The organism is Hyphomicrobium sp., assembly GCF_051860585.1.
Classification (GTDB): domain Bacteria; phylum Pseudomonadota; class Alphaproteobacteria; order Rhizobiales; family Hyphomicrobiaceae; genus Hyphomicrobium_C.
Genome location: NZ_JBHYDS010000004.1, coordinates 49853 through 66820, shown reverse-complemented (window position 1 = coordinate 66820; position 16968 = coordinate 49853). Strand labels below are relative to the sequence as shown.

The following is a 16968-nucleotide window of genomic DNA, read 5'->3' as shown; positions in this document are numbered from 1 at the left end:
AAGTGGCTACCTTGCGATGTCCGGCACGGCTGCAAAACCCGCGGCAAGCGATAGTAACAGCGACGCTGTCGACGACGGCTGGTCGGTTCAAATTTGGCCCGGCGCGTCCCGGGTCGCGTCCCTCGACGACAAACCCGCGGTGCCCAAGGCCGACGCGGCGCCGGAACCGAATCCCGAAAAGAAACCGGAAAAGAAGCCCGAGAAGAAGACGACCGGAACCAAAGCTGCGGCGGCACCCAAACCCAGCAAGGTGGCCGCCAATGACGATCTTTTCCGATCCGATCCGCTGTACGACGGAAACTACAATGCCGACGGACAGGTCGACATCTATGGCGCGAAGACCGCTGTAGAGCCGCCACGCCCGCCGGTCGAGATCGGCCGCCAGCAGTACACCTCCGGCGCGTACGATGAGAGCAGCACCTTCCTCGGCGAGAAGAACCCGCTGCTGCCGGGCCTCGCCGTCTATGGCGACTGGCGAACGGCCGTCGCCTCCAATAACAACAACGGCAAGAATGTCTCGCAGATCGCGACCCGGCTGAACCTCGACGTCGATCTCAAGATCACCGGCACGGAACGCATTCATGCGTTCTTCACGCCGCTTCAGAAGGCCAACAAGGAATTCACCCGCTTCGAATTCGGCAGCGGCGATGGGAATGGACAGTTCAACGACGAGCTCGACCTCAACCCGCAGATCCTCTTCTTCGAGGGTGACGCCGGTTCTCTCTATTCCGGCTTCTCCGGCCAGGATGCCAGTTTCGACCTGCCGTTCACCGTCGGTCTCTATCCGTTGTTCCTGCAGAACGGCATCTGGGCGAACGACGCGATCCTCGGCGGCGCGGTGAGCCTTCCCGCGAAGAACTCAGCGGCGCTCGGCCTGGCCAACTTCGACATCACGTTCTTCGCCGCCTTCGACAACGTCGACAACGCGGGCATCATCGGCGCGGACAAGGGCGACAACCACTTGGCCAACCTCTATGGCGTCACCGCCTTCATCGATGCCTTCGACGGGTATATCGAAACGGGTTACGGCGTGATTGATGGCCGCGACGAACAGGACGGCCTGCTGACGCACTTCCTGACCGCCGCTTACACCCACCGCTACTTCAACACTGTTTCGAACTCGACGCGCGTGTTCGCGAACTTCGGCTCGGATCCGGAGGGAAACAGCGACGGCCTCGCCATCATCTCCGAAAACAGCCTGGTGACGGGATTGCCGAGCACGCTGCTCCCCTACGCCAACTTCTTCGTCGGCGTCGGCAATCCGCAACCCCTGGTCGATGGCAACGGCGCCGGCATCCTGAAGAACGTCGGCATCAACTTCGAGACCGACGCGCTCACCGGTTATCCGAAACTCGACGACAGCGGCTCCAACGCTTTCGGCGGCGCGGTCGGGTTGCAGTATCTCTTCAACCTCGACCAGCAGCTCGTGTTCGAGGTGGCGATGGTGCAGCCGTTCGAGGATGACGGCATCGGCGCCAAGGACGCGCAGTATGGCTTCGGCGTTCGCTATCAGGTGCCGATCGATCGGGCTTGGCTGTTCCGCGCCGATGCGACCTATCAAATTCTCGACGGCGGCGACGAAGACAACTTCGGCTTGCGCGCCGAAGTCCGCAGGAAGTTCTGAGCGATGAGCCACACGAGGTATCTCATGAGCACCCAGAATCTGTTCGCACCAATCCTGATGGCCTGCGTGCTGGTGGCCGGGTTCTTCGGCATTGCTGCCGTGGCCTCCGCCACTTCGGCGGGAAAGTCCGTTCTGAAGGCGCAGGACGGCGCCAGGACCTATCAGCTCGAAAGCACGCGGCGGGGACGTGGCCCGCGGATCCCGCTGCCGATCGGTCCGAGCTATGTCTACTACGACTATCCCTACTATTATAGCCGCGGCTACTACCCGAGGCACATCGGCGGCTATGTCTATTACCCTGCTTACAGCCGCGGTCGGGACCTGCGATACGGCGACCGATGCGCCAGTGGGCGAAGGGTTTGCGTCACTAAGGCGGGCTATCATCGAGGCCGTGCATCGCCCCGTCGTTTGAGGGGAGTTCGCAGATGACGCTAAAGCTTTTCGGTTGGCTTCTGATCGCCTCATCAATCGTGCCGCTTGCGGTGCTCATCCATCAGACGCGACCGTGGGTGTCGTGGAGGAAGCGGAGCGGCGGTGACACCTACAAGGTCAGTTTCGCGAAGGTTGGAACGCTGCTTGGGCGCCTGAAACGCAACGACGGCACCGCCGGGACGTTGAAGGTTGCCGCCGCGGCCTTTCTCGTTGTTGCCGGCATTGGGGTGGCGCGATCCTATCTGGGGCAGCCTCCCGAGGTGACCGCATCCGAGGGCGCGGCCGCGGATCCGCTGTCGCCCGCCGATGAGCCGGATGGCGACCTTGCGCAGCTCGCGAGCTACGCGCGTTCCATCGACGGCGAGGAGCCGGAGCCTGCGTCGGAGACCGCGGACGGCAAACTGCTGCCCGATGTCAACACGATGATCGAGCGGCTGGCCTCCCGGCTCGCGTCGGCTCCGGACGACATCCAAGGCTGGCGGATGCTCGGCTGGTCCTACGTCAACACCGGGCGCTATGACGACGCAACGCGCGCCTATGCGAAGGCGGTCGCGCTCGATCCGAATTCGCCCGAGATCGCGCGCCTCTACGAAGAGGCCAAGGCGAAGGCTTCCGGAGGCGACCCTTCGCAGGCGGCCACGCCTTTGCAAACCGGGTCCGTCGCCGTCGGCGCGGCGGGTGATGCCCCGCACGGCAACGCAATCGCCAATCCCGAAACCAAGTCCGAAGCGGCGCCTCCGCACGAGACCGACGCTGCGATCCGATCGATGGTCGACGGACTGGCGGATCGCCTGGAGCGGTCTCCGCGTGACGTCGAGGGCTGGACCCGCCTCATGCGCTCTCGCGTCGTGCTGGGCGAGAAAGAAATCGCTGCGACTGCGTTCCGCAAGGCGCTCGAGGTGTTCAAGGACGACTCGGCGGCGTCGAGCCAGATTGCCGCCATGGCCATCGAGCTCGGCCTGAAATCCGAATAGCTGCCCTCAATTCTTCCGCAACGGCGCGTAGGAGTTCCACATGACTTTTGACCACGTGCTCCAGCAGCGGCTTGAGGCCCTCCATCGAGAAGGACGATACCGCGTTTTCGCAGATCTGAAGCGCCGCTGCGGGGCCTTTCCAGCGGCAGATCATTACGGGGCGAGAGCGTCGCGCGAGGTGACAGTGTGGTGCTCCAACGATTACCTCGGCATGGGGCAGCACCCGAAGGTCATCGCCGCCATGCACGAGGCAATCGACGCCGCGGGCGCGGGCTCCGGCGGCACGCGCAACATCTCCGGAACGACCCACTATCACGTCGAACTCGAAAGCGAGCTTGCGGACCTGCACGGCAAGGACGCCGCGCTCCTGTTCACCTCGGCTTACACGGCCAACGACGCCACGCTGTCGACGCTCGCCAAGCTCGTTCCCGGCACGGTCATCTTTTCGGACGAGAAAAACCACGCGTCGATGATAGAGGGCATTCGTCATGGGCCATGCGACAAGCAGATCTTCCGGCACAACGACGCCGCCGACCTCGAGGCGAAACTCAAGAGATATCCGAAGGGCACACCCAAGATCATCGCCTTCGAGAGCGTCTACTCCATGGACGGTCACATCGCGCCGATCGCGACGATCTGCGACCTCGCGGACAAGTACGGCGCGCTGACCTACCTCGACGAGGTGCACGCCGTCGGCCTGTACGGTGCGCGCGGCGGGGGCATTGCCGAGCGAGACGGCGTCATGCATCGGGTCGACATCATCAACGGCACGCTCGCCAAGGGCTTCGGCGTCATGGGCGGCTATATTGCCGGGTCCCGCACGCTTTGCGATGCGATCCGCTCGTTTGCCTCGGGGTTCATCTTCACGACTTCGCTCTCGCCCGCGATCGTGGCCGGCGCCTTGGCGTCCGTCCGCCATTTGAAGTCGAGCACAGTCGAGCGGGCGCGCCACCAGGAGCGGGTACGGACGCTCAAGACGGCGCTCAAGGCGAAGCGCGTTCCGGTCATGGACAATCCCAGCCATATCGTTCCGGTGATGGTTGGCTGTCCGGTTCACTGCAAGGCCGTGACGGATACCCTGCTCGACCGATACGGGATCTACGTGCAGCCCATCAACTATCCGACGGTGCCGAAAGGGACCGAGCGGATGCGCCTCACGCCCTCGCCGGTGCATTCGGACGACCAGATGACGGACTTGATCGACGCGCTCGGCGCGCTGTGGGCGGCTTGTCCCGTCCCGAACGGCTCTTACGTCAGGCTCGTCGCCGAGTAGGTCCGCGCGAGCGCGCGTGACTTGCCGCAATGACGCGGCCGGCGCTACACGGGAGCGCCCCATAAGCGCCGAACGGCAGCGATCGCCGAAGGCGTCTGAGAGACCATTCAAAGCCGATACGTTCGCTCCGGGCAGACATCTCGTGTTGCCCCGATTGCCCGCCATCGAATTTACCTTCGCAACACTATAACGTTCTTCCATTCTCAGACGTGAAAATGTAGCTTCCGTGGGAGATTGCCTGGCAACAATGGAGTTCGGCCGTGCAGAGACTGTATGGGCTTTCGGTGTTCGCTGCCGCGATGGCCGCTTCGGCATTTTCTCCCGCCCTGGCGGACGACGCACGCATGCCGGAGCGCAAGGCCGGCCTTTGGCACATGGCGACGACCATGGACGAAGGGCAAGGTCCGGTGACGCAGGACCTCACGATGTGCATCGACGCCGATATGGAGCGGACGACCGTCGCCGCCAGCGCCGACGAACACGGCAAGCAGTGCTCGAAATACGACATCAAACGTGAGGGTGTGACTACGGTCGTCGACATGTCATGTCAGTTCTCAGGCCGGCAAGTTGTGAGCAAGACGGAGTTGAGCGGGGATTTCAAATCCGCGTTCCTGGTCAAGATCGCAAGCACGACGTCCGGCGCGCAGGACTCCAAGTCCGTCAGCGTCACGCGCAACATTTCCCAATCGGGCAAGTATGTCTCTGAAGACTGCGGCGATCTTTCCGGTGGCGAAGCGAAAGCGCCCGACGGGACCCGCTTGATGGTGCAATGACGCGCGCTGCGCCAACTGCTCCGGTGAATAGACATTAGGGATTGCGTAGCTTGGTCCTTCAACAGGTTCCCAGCGCTTCGTCAGGCGCAAGCGATCCACCAACTTCTATCGCCTGGCTCGCCCGAAAGTGGAACAAGTTTCCGTTCAGGTGGCAGATCCTCCTTGCCATCTCCGTCGTCGCGCTTGTCACGAGCCTACTGGGCGGACTTTTTGCCGTACTCGACGCGCGACAGCGCGCCGATATCGAAACGCGTTCCAACATCGAACTCTGGGCCAACCACATCGCGGCAAAGGCGCGCGCATTGGAGAAGCCTAGCCAACTCCGCGAATTTGCGGTGCTCCTGGATGCCGGCATGGCAAATGTCCGGCACGTATCTGTCAGCGTCGAGGACGACCACGGCAACGATGTCGGGGAATTTCCACGGAGAAGCGCGCGCACTCCGGAAGATCGAGCGCCTGCATGGTTCGTAGCGCTCGTGCAGCCAGACGTCGAATCCCGCACCCTTGAGATCTCTCCGAGGGGGGAGAAGATCGGCACGGTCACGATCCGCGGCGTCCCCGACGATGAGATCGCGGAAACATGGGATCTCATGGAACTCATGGCGCTTCTCTGGCTGGGCGCCATCTCGCTGATGATGATCGGCCTCTATTTCATTCTGGGCCTGGTTCTCAATCCCCTCGCGATCCTCGGAAACGGCATGAAAGAGCTCGAGGACGGCGATTATACCTTCCGCCTCGACATGCCGCATGTCCGGGAACTGGAGGCCATCTCGTCGGCGTTCAATACGCTTGCTGCAGCCCTGGACACGACCCACGCTGAAAACGGCCGTCTCTACCGCCAGCTCATCGCCGTGCAGGAGGAAGAACGCCGGGAAATATCGCGCGACCTCCACGACGAATTTGGCCCATGCCTGTTCGGCATCATGGCCGGAACCACGGCCGTCGCCCACCACGCGAAGCAGCTTCCCGAGGAAAAAGCCGCTCCGATCCTCGCCTGCGTTGACGAAATCGTTCAGGTTTCCACCCATCTCAAGAGCATGAACCGCGCCCTCCTCAACCGGTTGCGCCCCATCGCGCTCGGCCGCCACACCATCAAGGAGCTGATCGCCGAACTCATCGGCACGTTCAAGCGCCGGCACAGGACGATTGCGTTCGATCTCGATAGCCCTGCTCTGCCGGCATCGTTCGGTGAACTTATCGATTTGACGGTCTATCGGTGCGTCCAGGAAGCCGTCACGAATGCCATCCGTCACGGGCGCCCCGGCCGTATTACAATCGAACTCTCGCTTCTCTCTCGTGCGGACACGCAGCTCGTCACCCTTGTCGTCCTCGACGACGGCGCGGGGATGCCTGCAGACGTTTCGTTCGGTTACGGCCTGAGCAGCATGAGGGAGCGGGTGGGCGCGCTCGACGGCGCCGTCCGGATTGGCGCTTCGGCGAAACGCGGGACACGTCTCACCGTGACGATCCCCCTTGCGGACGCCGAGGCGAGAACGTCTCCTGATACCCCGCCGACTTAGGGTGCGGATGCACCGGCCGGCCAAATCTTCGCCGTGCCGTCGAGCGATGCGGTCAGGATGAACCGTCCGTCGGGACTGAACTCGGCCATTTCGACCGATTTTTCATGTCCCTCGAGCTTGGATATCAGCTTCCCCGTCCGCGCATCCCACAAGGCCGCGAGATTGTCGTGCGCGGCCGTCACGACCTTCACGCCATCGTGGTCGAATTGGACGCTGCTGATCAAACGGCGATGCGCGCCCGACATCTCCGCCAACGTCTGCCCAGTAGCGGCGTCGAACACACGCGCGATTTTGTCCGCGGCCCCCGTCACCACGCGCTTCCCGTCCGGACTGAAGTCCGCGCAGCGGACGCCTCGCGTATGCCCCGCAAGCGTTGCGATCAGCGCGCCGGTCTTCGAGTCCCAGACCTTGGCCGACTTGTCGCTCGATGCCGTGACAATGCGGCTCCCGTCCGGACTGAAGCGCGCCATCGCGATCATGCTGTCATGGCCATCGAGCGTCAGCAGGACGTCCCCGCTTTCGGCATGGAACATGCGCGCCTTTGTATCGCTCGACGACGTCAGGATCGACTTGCCATCCGGGCTGAAGCTGGCGCTGGTCACCCACTCTTCATGCGCGGCCAGCGACACGACCTTGCCGCCCTTGGTATCCCAGACAATCGCCGTCTTGTCGTGCGAGGCCGTCACGATGCGATCGCCGGCCGGATTGAAGGAGATCTCCTCGATCATGGCGGTGTGGCCGGCGAGATCGGCAAGTGGCTTGCCGGTGTGGGCATCCCAGAGCTTGGCAGTTCCGTCACGGCTCGCGGTCGCCAGTAATTTGCCGTCGGGGCTGAACGCTACGCAGCGCACGCCTTCCGCGAAACCTGTCAGCGACAAAAGCTCGTGTCCGCTCTTGGCGTCCCACACGCGCACGGTCCGATCGTTCGCGGCGGTCACGATCCGGGCTCCGTCGGGGCTGAAATGGGCAACGGTGAGATCGGCCGCGTGCCCTCGAAGGGTTATCGACGCGGTCGACGGATCGGCGAGGCCGTCGCAAGCCTGAAAGGCCAGGAAGCCGACGGTTAGGAGAACTCCCGGCCAAATCCGCGCCAAGCGAACCACGTGTCGTGTCATTCCCGATCTCCGTCGACTTGGACGATCCTTACGGCTTGACGAGAACGCCCCACGGCAGGCGCCCGACAGGGACCGACTTTTCGGCTTTGCGGGTGGCGACATCGACGACCGTCATGTCGTTGGTCAATCCGTTCGCCACATAGAGCTTTGCTCCGTCTGGGCTCAACGCCATGTGCCAGGGCCGCTGGCCAACGAGGATGTAGTCCGTCGTCGTGTAGGTCGCGACGTCGACGACCGCCACGCGGTTGGCCGTGCTGAGGGCGACGAATGCCGTCTTGCCGTCCTTCGTGAAGCGAATGCCCATCGGCTGGATGAGTTCTCGGCGCACGCCCGGGATCTCGAACCCGAATTTCTTGACGACCTTTCTTGTCTCCGGATCGATCACGGAGACCGTTCCACCAATCTCGGCCGAAACCCAAACGAGTTTTCCGTCGCGCGTAAATTCGGCGACGCGCGGCCGCGTATCGACGAGCACGTTCGCCGTGACCTTGAAGGTCTCGTTGTCGATGAAATGCGCCATGCTCGTCTGCTCTGACGTGGCGACCGTGAATTTGTTATCGGGGGAAACCGCCATGCCCTCGGGCTCGACGCCGACGGGAATTTCCGCCAGCACCTTTCCGCTGATCCGCTCAAGAACGGTCACATAGCCCTCGTCCTCATTGGCGATGTAGACGCGCTCGCCCTTGGGATCGATATCGAGCAGCTCCGGATCCGGTCCGGACTCGAGCGTGCGCACGACTTCCAGCGTCTCAGTATCCACGACATCCAGGCGATTGTCGTCACCAACGCAGATCAGAAGCTCCTTGAAGTCCGGCGTCAGCACCATGCCGCGCGGGCGCGCTCCGGTCGGAATCGTCTTCACGATCTTGAGCGTCTCGCTATCGAGGACCGTGATGGTGTTGTCTTTTTCGTTCGAGACAAACAGTGTCGCGGCCAGCGCAGGTGGCAATCCGAAATTTCCGATCGCAGCGATAACAGCGGCCGCGTAGATGCGCTTCATGGAACGTCCCCTCCTCGATCGGGCTATTTTTGAAACCGGCACTTCGTTTCGGGCTCGTCGAAGCCCAGCGTGTCGGTCAGAAATTTTTCATGCAGGTACCCTTCCTGCGGAGATATCGAGACCAATGTGCGCGGGCCGGAGAGAAGCACGGGCTGGCGCATCTGGTGATCCCAGCCGCGGAACGTAAGCCCGACGCCTTTGAAGCCTGCGACCTCGAAATCCTTGGAGAGGATGTAGGCGTTGATATCGGCGGGTGCGTTCTTTCCCGTCCGCGTGACCGTTTCTCCGACGACGCGCACGCCGAGCCAGGCCGTAAAATCCCGCTCCGTCATGGCGCGGTTGGTCTGGCGCTCAAACCTGTTCTGCAATTGCGTACCGGCGTACTGCTCGAAGGACCGATGCCAAGCGACGGCCTGCAGTCCTTGCGAGCCGACGACCGGCCTCGGTTCATAGGTGCGAAACAGCAGGTAGTCGCCGAACGCTTCCCCGACGTCGGACGCGAAGATCACGTCGTAGTCCGGCGCGCCCTGCGTGAGCATCGGCATCTGCGTCTGGATTTGCTGATGGCCTGAATCCGTGCGGCGCGAACCGGCGTCGAACGCATACGACCGCTCATCCACGATTTTCGCGCCGAACTTTTGCGCCGCGCGCCGGATGGCCGCCAGGTATTCCTTGTCGCCCGGCGTCGTCCCATAGACGACCAGCCAACGGCGCCATTTCTTCCAGGAGAGATACTGCGCCAGCGCGTCGGCGCGCATGGCCCAATTCGGAATGATGTGAAAGACGTTTCGCCGGCAGTTCTCCTGCCTCAACTCGTCGCTGCTCGAACGCACGTTGAAGATGACGGCGCCCTTCGCTTCCGGGAGATCGGAGACCGCCAGCAGATCGGACGGCTCGAGGTCGGCGACGATCAGGCCCTGCCCCTTGGCGAGTTCGGCCTGCACCATCGGCACGATGTCCTGGTCCGACTTCGCGATCAGTTCGGCGAGTTCGAAATGCTGCTCGATGAGCCGGCCCGTCATATTGTTTTCTTTGATCGCGAGCCGCGCGCCCTGCACGCCCTCGTCGGTCAGAACCTTGTCCAGCAGTGAAAGCGGCAGCGGTTCAGGATAGCGCTTCCCGACATAGAGAATCCGGGTCACGAGCGCGCCTTCCGGTGCCTGCGCCGGAGATTCGGGGATGGCAACGGCAGGGACCGCCGCCGCCATCCAGCCGACAAAAAACAACGCGACGGCCGCCGAGCCGAGCTTCAAATACTGAGCCGGGATCGGCAGCCGCCGTTCCGTCATTGCCACACCTTCTTCTCGGCGCGGCCTGACCAAACGGTACGAATCCAGGCGATGGCCTTCCAGAGCTTGATTTCGTCATCCATGATCTCGGCGAACGGCGGCATCGGACCGACGACGGTTTCCTGACCCTTGCGCTCGACCGAATATTTCTTCTTGAACTCCTGACTGCCGAGGGTGATCAGGCGGAACAGCGTGTCGTCGTCGCCGCCGTAAACCCAGGTCTCGTTCGTGAGCGGCGGGCACATGCCGCCACCGCCGCCGCCACCGTGGCAGCCGTTGCAGGACAGCCCCATATAGATCTTGTGACCTTCGTCGGTGATGGCCTTGTCCGTCGAGCTGAAGGGGTTCTTGAGCGTGCCCTTCTCGGTCGAGTTGACGCGGTCGATCGGCTTCATCGGTGCGCCACCGGCTGCCGGGGCAGCCGCAGCATCTCCAGCAGGAGCCGCTTCCGGAGCCGCAGGCTGAGATTTCTCAGCCGCTGCAGGCTCCGATTTCTCTGCAGGCGACGGTGCGTCTGCGGCGCCTGCGGCACCGACGAACGCTCCGGCTGAGAGCGCTGCTGCAAGCAGCAGCCTTAGGAATTGGCTTTTCACGTTTCGATCCCTTGTGTCATTGACGAACTTCGCCTCCCAAAAGTGCCAGTGGCAGCGAGGCCTCTGCCCCTGTCTCTCTCCCCGTGTTGCAGAGATGATTCGTCGTCAGCGCTTCCTATCCCGATGCCGGCCGGGGCACTCAAAGCTTGTCCTTTCCGCCGGCATCCGCGCCGTCCGGTTGGGCGCGCTCCGAGATCGTGGACTGGAACAGCTTGATCGACTTGACGGCGTCCTCGTTGAGGTTCTCGTGGGCGATGTCGACCGCCGTCTTTCCGGCATCCGATTTGAGATTTGGATCGGCGCCCGCCTCCAGCAGCAGGCCGATCATCGGAAGGTTGCCGCGCGCCGAGGCGATCATCAAAGCGCTGACGCCGTGAACGTTCACCGTGTTGACGTTGGCGCCGCGATCGATCAGAGCCGTCGCGACATCGGTCGAGCGCAATCCCTGCCGCCGTTCTATTTCCTTGGCGGCTTCACCTACGGCAAGCTGACTTGCCGAAACCATGAGCGGCGTCACGCGATCGGTCCCGGCAGTGGCGTTGACCGACGCCCCCAGCTCGATCAGCGCTTTTGCGGCAAGAAACTTGCTGCTTTCGATCGCCAGCGACAGCGGGCCGAACCCGCCGTCGACCGACTCCTCGAGGTTCGCGCCGGCGGCGGCGAGCGCCTTTATCGACGGCACATGATTGCGTTCCGCCGCATGAATGAGCGCGGTGAAGCCATCCCTGTCGCGACCGTTGACGTCGGCCTTAAGTTCGATGAGGAGCGGAATGATCTTGTCGTTCCGGTTGCGCGCGGCCGCCTGAAGCGCGCCGTAACCCTGTGCGTCGTGTTTGTTGACGTCGGCACCTTTCTCGATCAGGAAGCGGATGCGGTCGACGTCCGACGCCAGAACGGCATTTGCGAGTTCGCTCTGTACCTCTGCGCCCTCTGCAAGCCACGCTTCCAGACGCTCACGCGTGACGCGCTGATCGGGCGAGGCCTCGACCTTCGGGCCTTGGCTGATTTCGAAGGGCTTGGTATAGGAGCCGTGCGCGGGCAGGTCTCCGGGAACCACGCATTTGCTGCATTTGACAAGCGGCACGCCATAATCGCGCAGGATCTTTTCGATCTCGTTCCGGCTTGCGTCCAATGCATAGTCGAGCGCGAACTTCAACACGACGTTGGTCGGCCGCACCCCGAGCGACAGATCGAATTCGAGCGGCACCTCGTCTTCCATGAGGTTGACGGGGAGCACGGCCAACGGCGCGCCCTTCATGGTGCGGAACCAACCGGCGAATGGCCCCCACACCGCCGCTACGTCGAGCCGGCCGTCCACGACCTGCTGCACCTGATAGGTCGGCTGCTGCTCGGGCAGGAGATCGCCGTTGTGGCTGACCGTATGCACGACGACATTCGTGCTGATGCCACGCCGCTTCAGAACTTCCCGAATGGCCGAAGTCTGATAGACGCCGATCTTGAGATCCTTGAGCTTCGGATCATCCAGGCCCGCGATGTCCAGACCGCGATCGTTCTTCCAGGCGAGAACGTAGGTGGTGCGATAGACAGGATTGGTCGTGAGCACGCCGCCGTACACGGTCGGCATATCGACGAGCACATCGCAATCGTTGGTCTCAAAGGTTTGGCGCGTCATGCCCCGCTCGAGGTACGGCCGCCAGAAATTGATGACCTGCGTGCCCATCGCCTTGGCGAGCACCGCCATGATCTTGTTCTGGAAGCCCTGTCCATCACTAGACGAGAGCGGCATGTTCCCCGGATCGCCGCAGACACGGAGCGCGCCGAAGCTTTTCGTTTCGAACGCCTTCTTTCCCGCCGCTTTCGCCGCCGTCTTTTCCGCGGCCGTCAGCTCGTCGAATTCCTTGTTGGCCCGAAAGCCAGGATCGGCCGCAAACGCGCCGTGGAAGCTGAAGCCAAATACGGCTCCCGCAGCAACCATCGACGCCAGAAAACGAAACGGCCTCACGGTGACACACTTCCCATTCATGTGAAATTTTCTTGTAACTCTATATCGTTGCGCGACGCGGGCAACAAGCGATCAACCCGGCGGGCACGATCAAGTTCCGTTGAACGCTTCCCGTACGGACATGAGAACGCCCGGCATCGCGAGACGCCGGGCGTTCCGTTACTTCAGTCGCTCAATCACTCGTAGACCCGGAAGGTGAACAGGGTTCCTGCCTGCGGGATCTTGTCGAGGTTGGCAGCCTTGGTCATCGCGGTTGCACCGATCGCACCGAACTTGTCGTTGAGATCGAGGCCTGCGGTCACCGGCACGCCAATCCAACCGCCGATGCCGGCGAGGATGGAGACGTACTGCTTGCCCTTCACCTTGTAGGTGATCGGATTGCCGATGATGCCGGAGGCGAGCTTGCGGCTCCAGAGCACCTTGCCCGACGTGCGGTCGACAGCGCGGAAGTCACCGCCAAGCGAGCCGTAGAACATCAGGCCGCCGTCGGTCACCATGGTGCCGCCCCAGTTCGGATACGGATCCGGGATCTCCCAGTCCGCCTTGCCGCTGAGCACGTCGAACTTCTTGATCTTGCCCGTCGTACCCGGCTTCTCGGGATACATGTACACGTTCGCGAACACGTAGACCGTGCCCTGCTGCGTGTGCGTGCGCTCCTGAGGTTCAAGCTCCATGCACCAGTTGTTGGTGGGGCAGTAGAACTTGGTCGGATCGGCCGGATCAACGGAGCAAGGCTGCTGGTCCTTGCCGCCCATCGCAGACGGGCAAGCAGCAACGTTGCGGCCACGCTCCAGCGGCGAGTGCTCACGCACCTTGACCGGACGGCCGGTCTTGAGGTCGACCTTCTCCGCCCAATCCGTCGTCACGTACTTGTGGGCGCGCAGAAGCGTGCCGTCCGCACGATCGAGAACGTAAGCGAAGCCGTTACGATCGAAGTGAACAAGAGCCTTGCGCTTCTTGCCGTCCACATCCATGTCGACAAGCATGTTCTCGTTGACGCCGTCGTAGTCCCACTGGTCGAAGGGCGTCATCTGGTAGGCCCAGACGGCTTCGCCGGTTTCCACCTTGCGGGCGAAAATGGTCATCGACCACTTGTTGTCGAACTCGCCCGTGTTGCACTCTTCGTGCGTCTTCTTCGAGCAGCGATACGAGGGGCTCCAGAGACCCGGGTTGCCGGTCGAGTAGTAGACGATCTTGAGTTCAGGATCGTAGCTGAACCAAGCCCAAGCCGCGCCGCCGCCGATCTTGTAGTCCTCGCCGAGGTGCGTCTTGATGCCGAGGTCCTGGCCGGCCGTGCCGTAGTGCGGGTTGGCCTTGTTGGTCTCGGGCGTCAGGCAGACGTCCTTGTCGGAGCCCGTCGAATGGCACTCCCAAACCTTCTTGCCGTCCTTGAGGTCATAGGCCGTGACGCGGCCGCGGGCTGCGAACTCGTCGCCGCCGAAGCCGAGGATCACCAGGTTGTCTGCAATGAGCGGAGCGCTCGTGCTCGTCTCGCCCTTCTCGGGCCAGGCGTGCTTCACAACCCACGCCTCTTTGCCGGTGGCGGCATCGAGTGCGATCAGGAAGCCGTCGAGCGTACCGTAATAGAGCTTGCCATCGGCATAAGCCGGTCCGCGGTTGACGGTGTCGCAGCAGGCGCGCGGCACGGCCGACTCGTCGCGGTCCGTCGTCTTGACGTAGTTCCAGATTTGCTTGGGATGGTCGGGATCCGAGAGATCCAGGCCCTGCGCGATGTTGCACTGAGCCATGTTCGGGCAACCCGATACGAAGAACAGCATCGGCTTTCCGCCGACATCCTCGATGAACAGCGGCTGGCCTTCATGACCGCGTAGAGCACCGGTCGACTGCGACCAGACCATCTGCAGCTTATCGACGTTGCCCGTGGTGATGTCTTTCAGCGGCGAATGGCGCGTCAGCGCATTGTCGCGGCCCGGCGAGCCCCACTGATTGGGGTCGGCTGCGCGCTTGTCGACCTCGTCATTTGCAAACGCAGGGACGGCAAGTCCCAGCATCGCAAACATGAGGCCGCCCGCGAGCAAGCCCATTTTTTTCGTCATTTCCGGTCTCCTCTCCTAGCTTCACAGGCTTGCGAATTGAGGAAACAGGCAAAGCACATCCGCCCGCTCAGAAGGTTCAGCAAGAAACCTCGAGCGGCCCGCTCACGCGACTATGTGACTTTGGCAATGCGATCACGGCTCTTGAATGAGCCTTATTCCATGCGGCGTTCGCTGCAGGTGGACCGCGCTTCTGCTCCCTAGCGTTCAAAACACAAGCGTCGGTCAAAAGCCAAACGCATGCAATTCGCGATGAATGTGCTTGCGCGATTGTCCTTACCAACAGAGCCGACGCTAGGGATGTTATACCAGAACCGCGAGAGGGAAATGTCCCACTGACGCGGGGAGGATTTCCCGATCACGGACTATTGATCGGATTCTTCAACTCGCGTGCGATGCGAAAACCAACGCTGAAGTTTCTGAAGTCAGGCACGTTGCGGGCCCGCATCGCCGAACGCATGACCTTCGCAGAGTAGAAGACGGACCCTCCCCGCATGCTTCGCACACCGCGCGCGGGCGGCTGATCGCCAACGGGGGCGCAATCGTCGCTGCTGCGCGGCGAGCCGTCCTTCGGGCCAGAGGCGTAGTCGTCGCAGTAGAAGTCTGCTGTCCATTCCCAGACGTTTCCATGCACGTTGAAGAGACCCCATGGGTTCGGCCCGAACGCATCGGCAGGAGCGGGCGCCTTGCCATCCCATTCGCTGCCGCAGGCGGTGCAGGCCGCGCGAACGTTGTCCGCCGGAAGCGTGTCACCCCACCAATAGGCTGTGATTGTACCTGCGCGGGCCGCAAACTCCCACTCGGCTTCAGAGGGCAAGCGATAGGAATGGCCTGTCTTCGCAGACAACCAAGCGGCATAGGCCGTCGCATCCTCGAAACTGACGCCGACGATCGGCTGGCCCGGCGCGGTCAGGTTGTCGCCCAGGTTGCGATAGTAGCGGCTCGCCCCGGTCTCGATGTTGTGCTGTCCGCCGACCTCGAGCCATTCTGGCGGCTTGCAGCCCCCGCCGGCGACGCACGCCCTGTATTCGGCAACCGTAATTTCCATGGCTCCGATGGCAAACGGCTTGATCGAGATGTCTTGCTGCCGTTCGTCATCCATGTGGTTCGGCTCGCTTTCGGGTGAGCCGATCTTGAACCCCTTCGGCGATGCCGGCACGACAACCAAGGTCGGGCAGACTTCCGCACAATCGCTGAACGGCTTGGCGCCGCCCGCGATGCGAGACGTGCCGGCAGGCTTCTCTTTCGATCCTGTGGTGAAGGCGATCACGGCGAGGCCGAGTTCGCCGGCGCGCGCCGCGACATCGCTTTTTAATTGCGGGTTCGCCGCGAGAATCGCCTCGAGCGTTGCGCCATCCTTGGCGGCGGCGATATCAGCCGTGCGTTCCGCGCCCTGGAGGGGCGCGCTCGCCAACACGAGCGCAATGCACGCACTCAAAGCCGATCGGGAAAATGTCCTAGCGACGTTCATGCAATCATCCCTCGAAGATCGCGTGAACACTTATGTTATAGTGTTTCTATTATCAAGTATAAGCCGGCCGTGGAGATCCGACATGATCCGTCGCTCGTTTCTCGCATTCGCGTTGCTGTTCCTCTCATCGCAATGCTGGGCCGCCGACCCAGACCTTTGGCCGGGGCTGAAGCAAGAGCTCTTCGGCGAGCGTGCGATCGCTGAAAACGATGGCGTAGTCGCCCTTTTTGCGCCGGAGAATGCCGAGGATGCGGCGCTGGTGCCCGTAAGCGTACGCTTTCCGTCCGCTACCTCGCGCACGATCGTGGCGATGACGCTGCTCGTCGAACGCAATCCTGCGCCGGTCGCTGCCACGTTCAAGTTCGGAGACGCCTTCCGCAACGGCGCGGATGTCGGAGAGCGTCAGTTGGCGACGCGCATTCGCATCGATAGCTTCTCGCGCGTTCGCGCCATCGTCGAGACGGCCGACGGAACGCTGCATATGGCAACCCGATTTGTTGCAGGCGCCGGCGGCTGTTCCGCGATCCCGTCGAAGGACATGGAAGCGGCGCTGGCCGGGCTCGGCCGGATCGACATCAAGACGCTGTCGGAGCCGTTGCGCGGCGACGCATGGCGCGAAACACAGGTGAAGATCAAGCACCCGAATTTCACCGGCATGCAGATGGACCCCATCTCGCGCGGTTTCGTCCCTGCCCGCTTCGTCAATGACCTGGAAATAAAAAACGCCGGCACGCTGTTGTTCCGCATGGAGGGCGGCATTTCGATCTCCGAAAACCCGAATTTCCGCTTCAGCTACGGTGCGCGTCCCGGCGATGTGATCGAAGTCAACGCCCGCGACAACGACGGCGGCGAATTCAGCAATCGACCGGCCAAGAGCGGGTCATGAT

Annotated in this window: 14 protein-coding genes; 7 read left to right on the top strand and 7 right to left on the bottom strand. The window is 62.5% G+C overall.

The genetic code is table 11. From position 1 onward, the window contains the following. Positions 1–16: 16 nt before the first annotated feature. The 6 genes from ACTIFK_RS07920 to ACTIFK_RS07895 all read left to right on the top strand — a co-directional run bounded on the left by ACTIFK_RS07920 (position 17) and on the right by ACTIFK_RS07895 (position 6596). Positions 17–1624, top strand: a complete 1608-nt coding sequence (locus ACTIFK_RS07920; RefSeq protein ID WP_439542516.1) for a hypothetical protein — start codon at positions 17–19, stop codon at positions 1622–1624. 24 nt (positions 1625–1648) lie between these two features. Beyond that, a complete protein-coding gene (locus ACTIFK_RS07915) occupies positions 1649–2053 on the top strand; it encodes a hypothetical protein (protein WP_439542515.1) in 405 nt (134 codons plus the stop codon). Further along, on the top strand, positions 2050–3030 hold the full coding sequence (locus ACTIFK_RS07910) for a tetratricopeptide repeat protein (RefSeq protein ID WP_439542514.1): 981 nt from the start codon (positions 2050–2052) through the stop codon (positions 3028–3030). The genes ACTIFK_RS07915 and ACTIFK_RS07910 overlap by 4 nt, the downstream gene beginning before the upstream one ends. 40 nt (positions 3031–3070) lie before the next feature. Further along, positions 3071–4303, top strand: a complete 1233-nt coding sequence (hemA, locus tag ACTIFK_RS07905) for a 5-aminolevulinate synthase (RefSeq protein WP_439542513.1) — start codon at positions 3071–3073, stop codon at positions 4301–4303. Positions 4304–4563: 260 nt separating this feature from the next. Beyond that, positions 4564–5076 (top strand): DUF3617 domain-containing protein, encoded by a 513-nt coding sequence (locus tag ACTIFK_RS07900; protein ID WP_439542512.1) that lies wholly within the window; start codon positions 4564–4566, stop codon positions 5074–5076. A gap of 41 nt (positions 5077–5117) precedes the next feature. Continuing rightward, positions 5118–6596, top strand: a complete 1479-nt coding sequence (locus ACTIFK_RS07895; protein WP_439542511.1) for an ATP-binding protein — start codon at positions 5118–5120, stop codon at positions 6594–6596. Here ACTIFK_RS07895 and ACTIFK_RS07890 read toward each other — a convergent pair. The 7 genes from ACTIFK_RS07890 to ACTIFK_RS07860 all read right to left on the bottom strand — a co-directional run bounded on the left by ACTIFK_RS07890 (position 6593) and on the right by ACTIFK_RS07860 (position 16081). Then, positions 6593–7711, bottom strand: coding sequence for a WD40 repeat domain-containing protein (locus ACTIFK_RS07890; protein ID WP_439542510.1), 1119 nt, complete (start codon positions 7709–7711; stop codon positions 6593–6595). The genes ACTIFK_RS07895 and ACTIFK_RS07890 overlap by 4 nt on opposite strands. Before the next feature lie 28 nt (positions 7712–7739). Further along, positions 7740–8711 (bottom strand): PQQ-dependent catabolism-associated beta-propeller protein, encoded by a 972-nt coding sequence (locus ACTIFK_RS07885; RefSeq protein WP_439542509.1) that lies wholly within the window; start codon positions 8709–8711, stop codon positions 7740–7742. A gap of 23 nt (positions 8712–8734) precedes the next feature. Then, positions 8735–10000 carry an ABC transporter substrate-binding protein gene (locus ACTIFK_RS07880; RefSeq protein ID WP_439542508.1) on the bottom strand — a complete coding sequence of 422 codons (1266 nt, stop codon included), beginning with the start codon at positions 9998–10000 and terminating at the stop codon, positions 8735–8737. After that, positions 9997–10593: a c-type cytochrome gene (locus tag ACTIFK_RS07875; protein WP_439542507.1), complete on the bottom strand. Its 597-nt coding sequence runs from the start codon at positions 10591–10593 to the stop codon at positions 9997–9999. Before ACTIFK_RS07875 ends, ACTIFK_RS07880 begins: the two co-directional genes overlap by 4 nt. A 139-nt stretch (positions 10594–10732) precedes the next feature. Further along, entirely contained in the window at positions 10733–12577 is a 1845-nt protein-coding gene (locus ACTIFK_RS07870) for a quinoprotein dehydrogenase-associated putative ABC transporter substrate-binding protein (protein ID WP_439542506.1), read from the bottom strand. 155 nt (positions 12578–12732) lie between these two features. Further along, on the bottom strand, positions 12733–14613 hold the full coding sequence (locus tag ACTIFK_RS07865; protein WP_439542505.1) for a PQQ-dependent dehydrogenase, methanol/ethanol family: 1881 nt from the start codon (positions 14611–14613) through the stop codon (positions 12733–12735). A 355-nt stretch (positions 14614–14968) separates the two neighbouring features. Beyond that, on the bottom strand, positions 14969–16081 hold the full coding sequence (locus ACTIFK_RS07860; protein WP_439542504.1) for a formylglycine-generating enzyme family protein: 1113 nt from the start codon (positions 16079–16081) through the stop codon (positions 14969–14971). 82 nt (positions 16082–16163) lie between these two features. Here ACTIFK_RS07860 and ACTIFK_RS07855 point away from each other — a divergent pair, with 82 nt between their 5' ends. Next, the gene (locus ACTIFK_RS07855) at positions 16164–16967 is read left to right on the top strand and encodes a quinoprotein dehydrogenase-associated SoxYZ-like carrier (RefSeq protein ID WP_439542503.1); all 804 of its coding nucleotides are present in this window, start codon (positions 16164–16166) and stop codon (positions 16965–16967) included. Position 16968 lies beyond the last annotated feature (1 nt).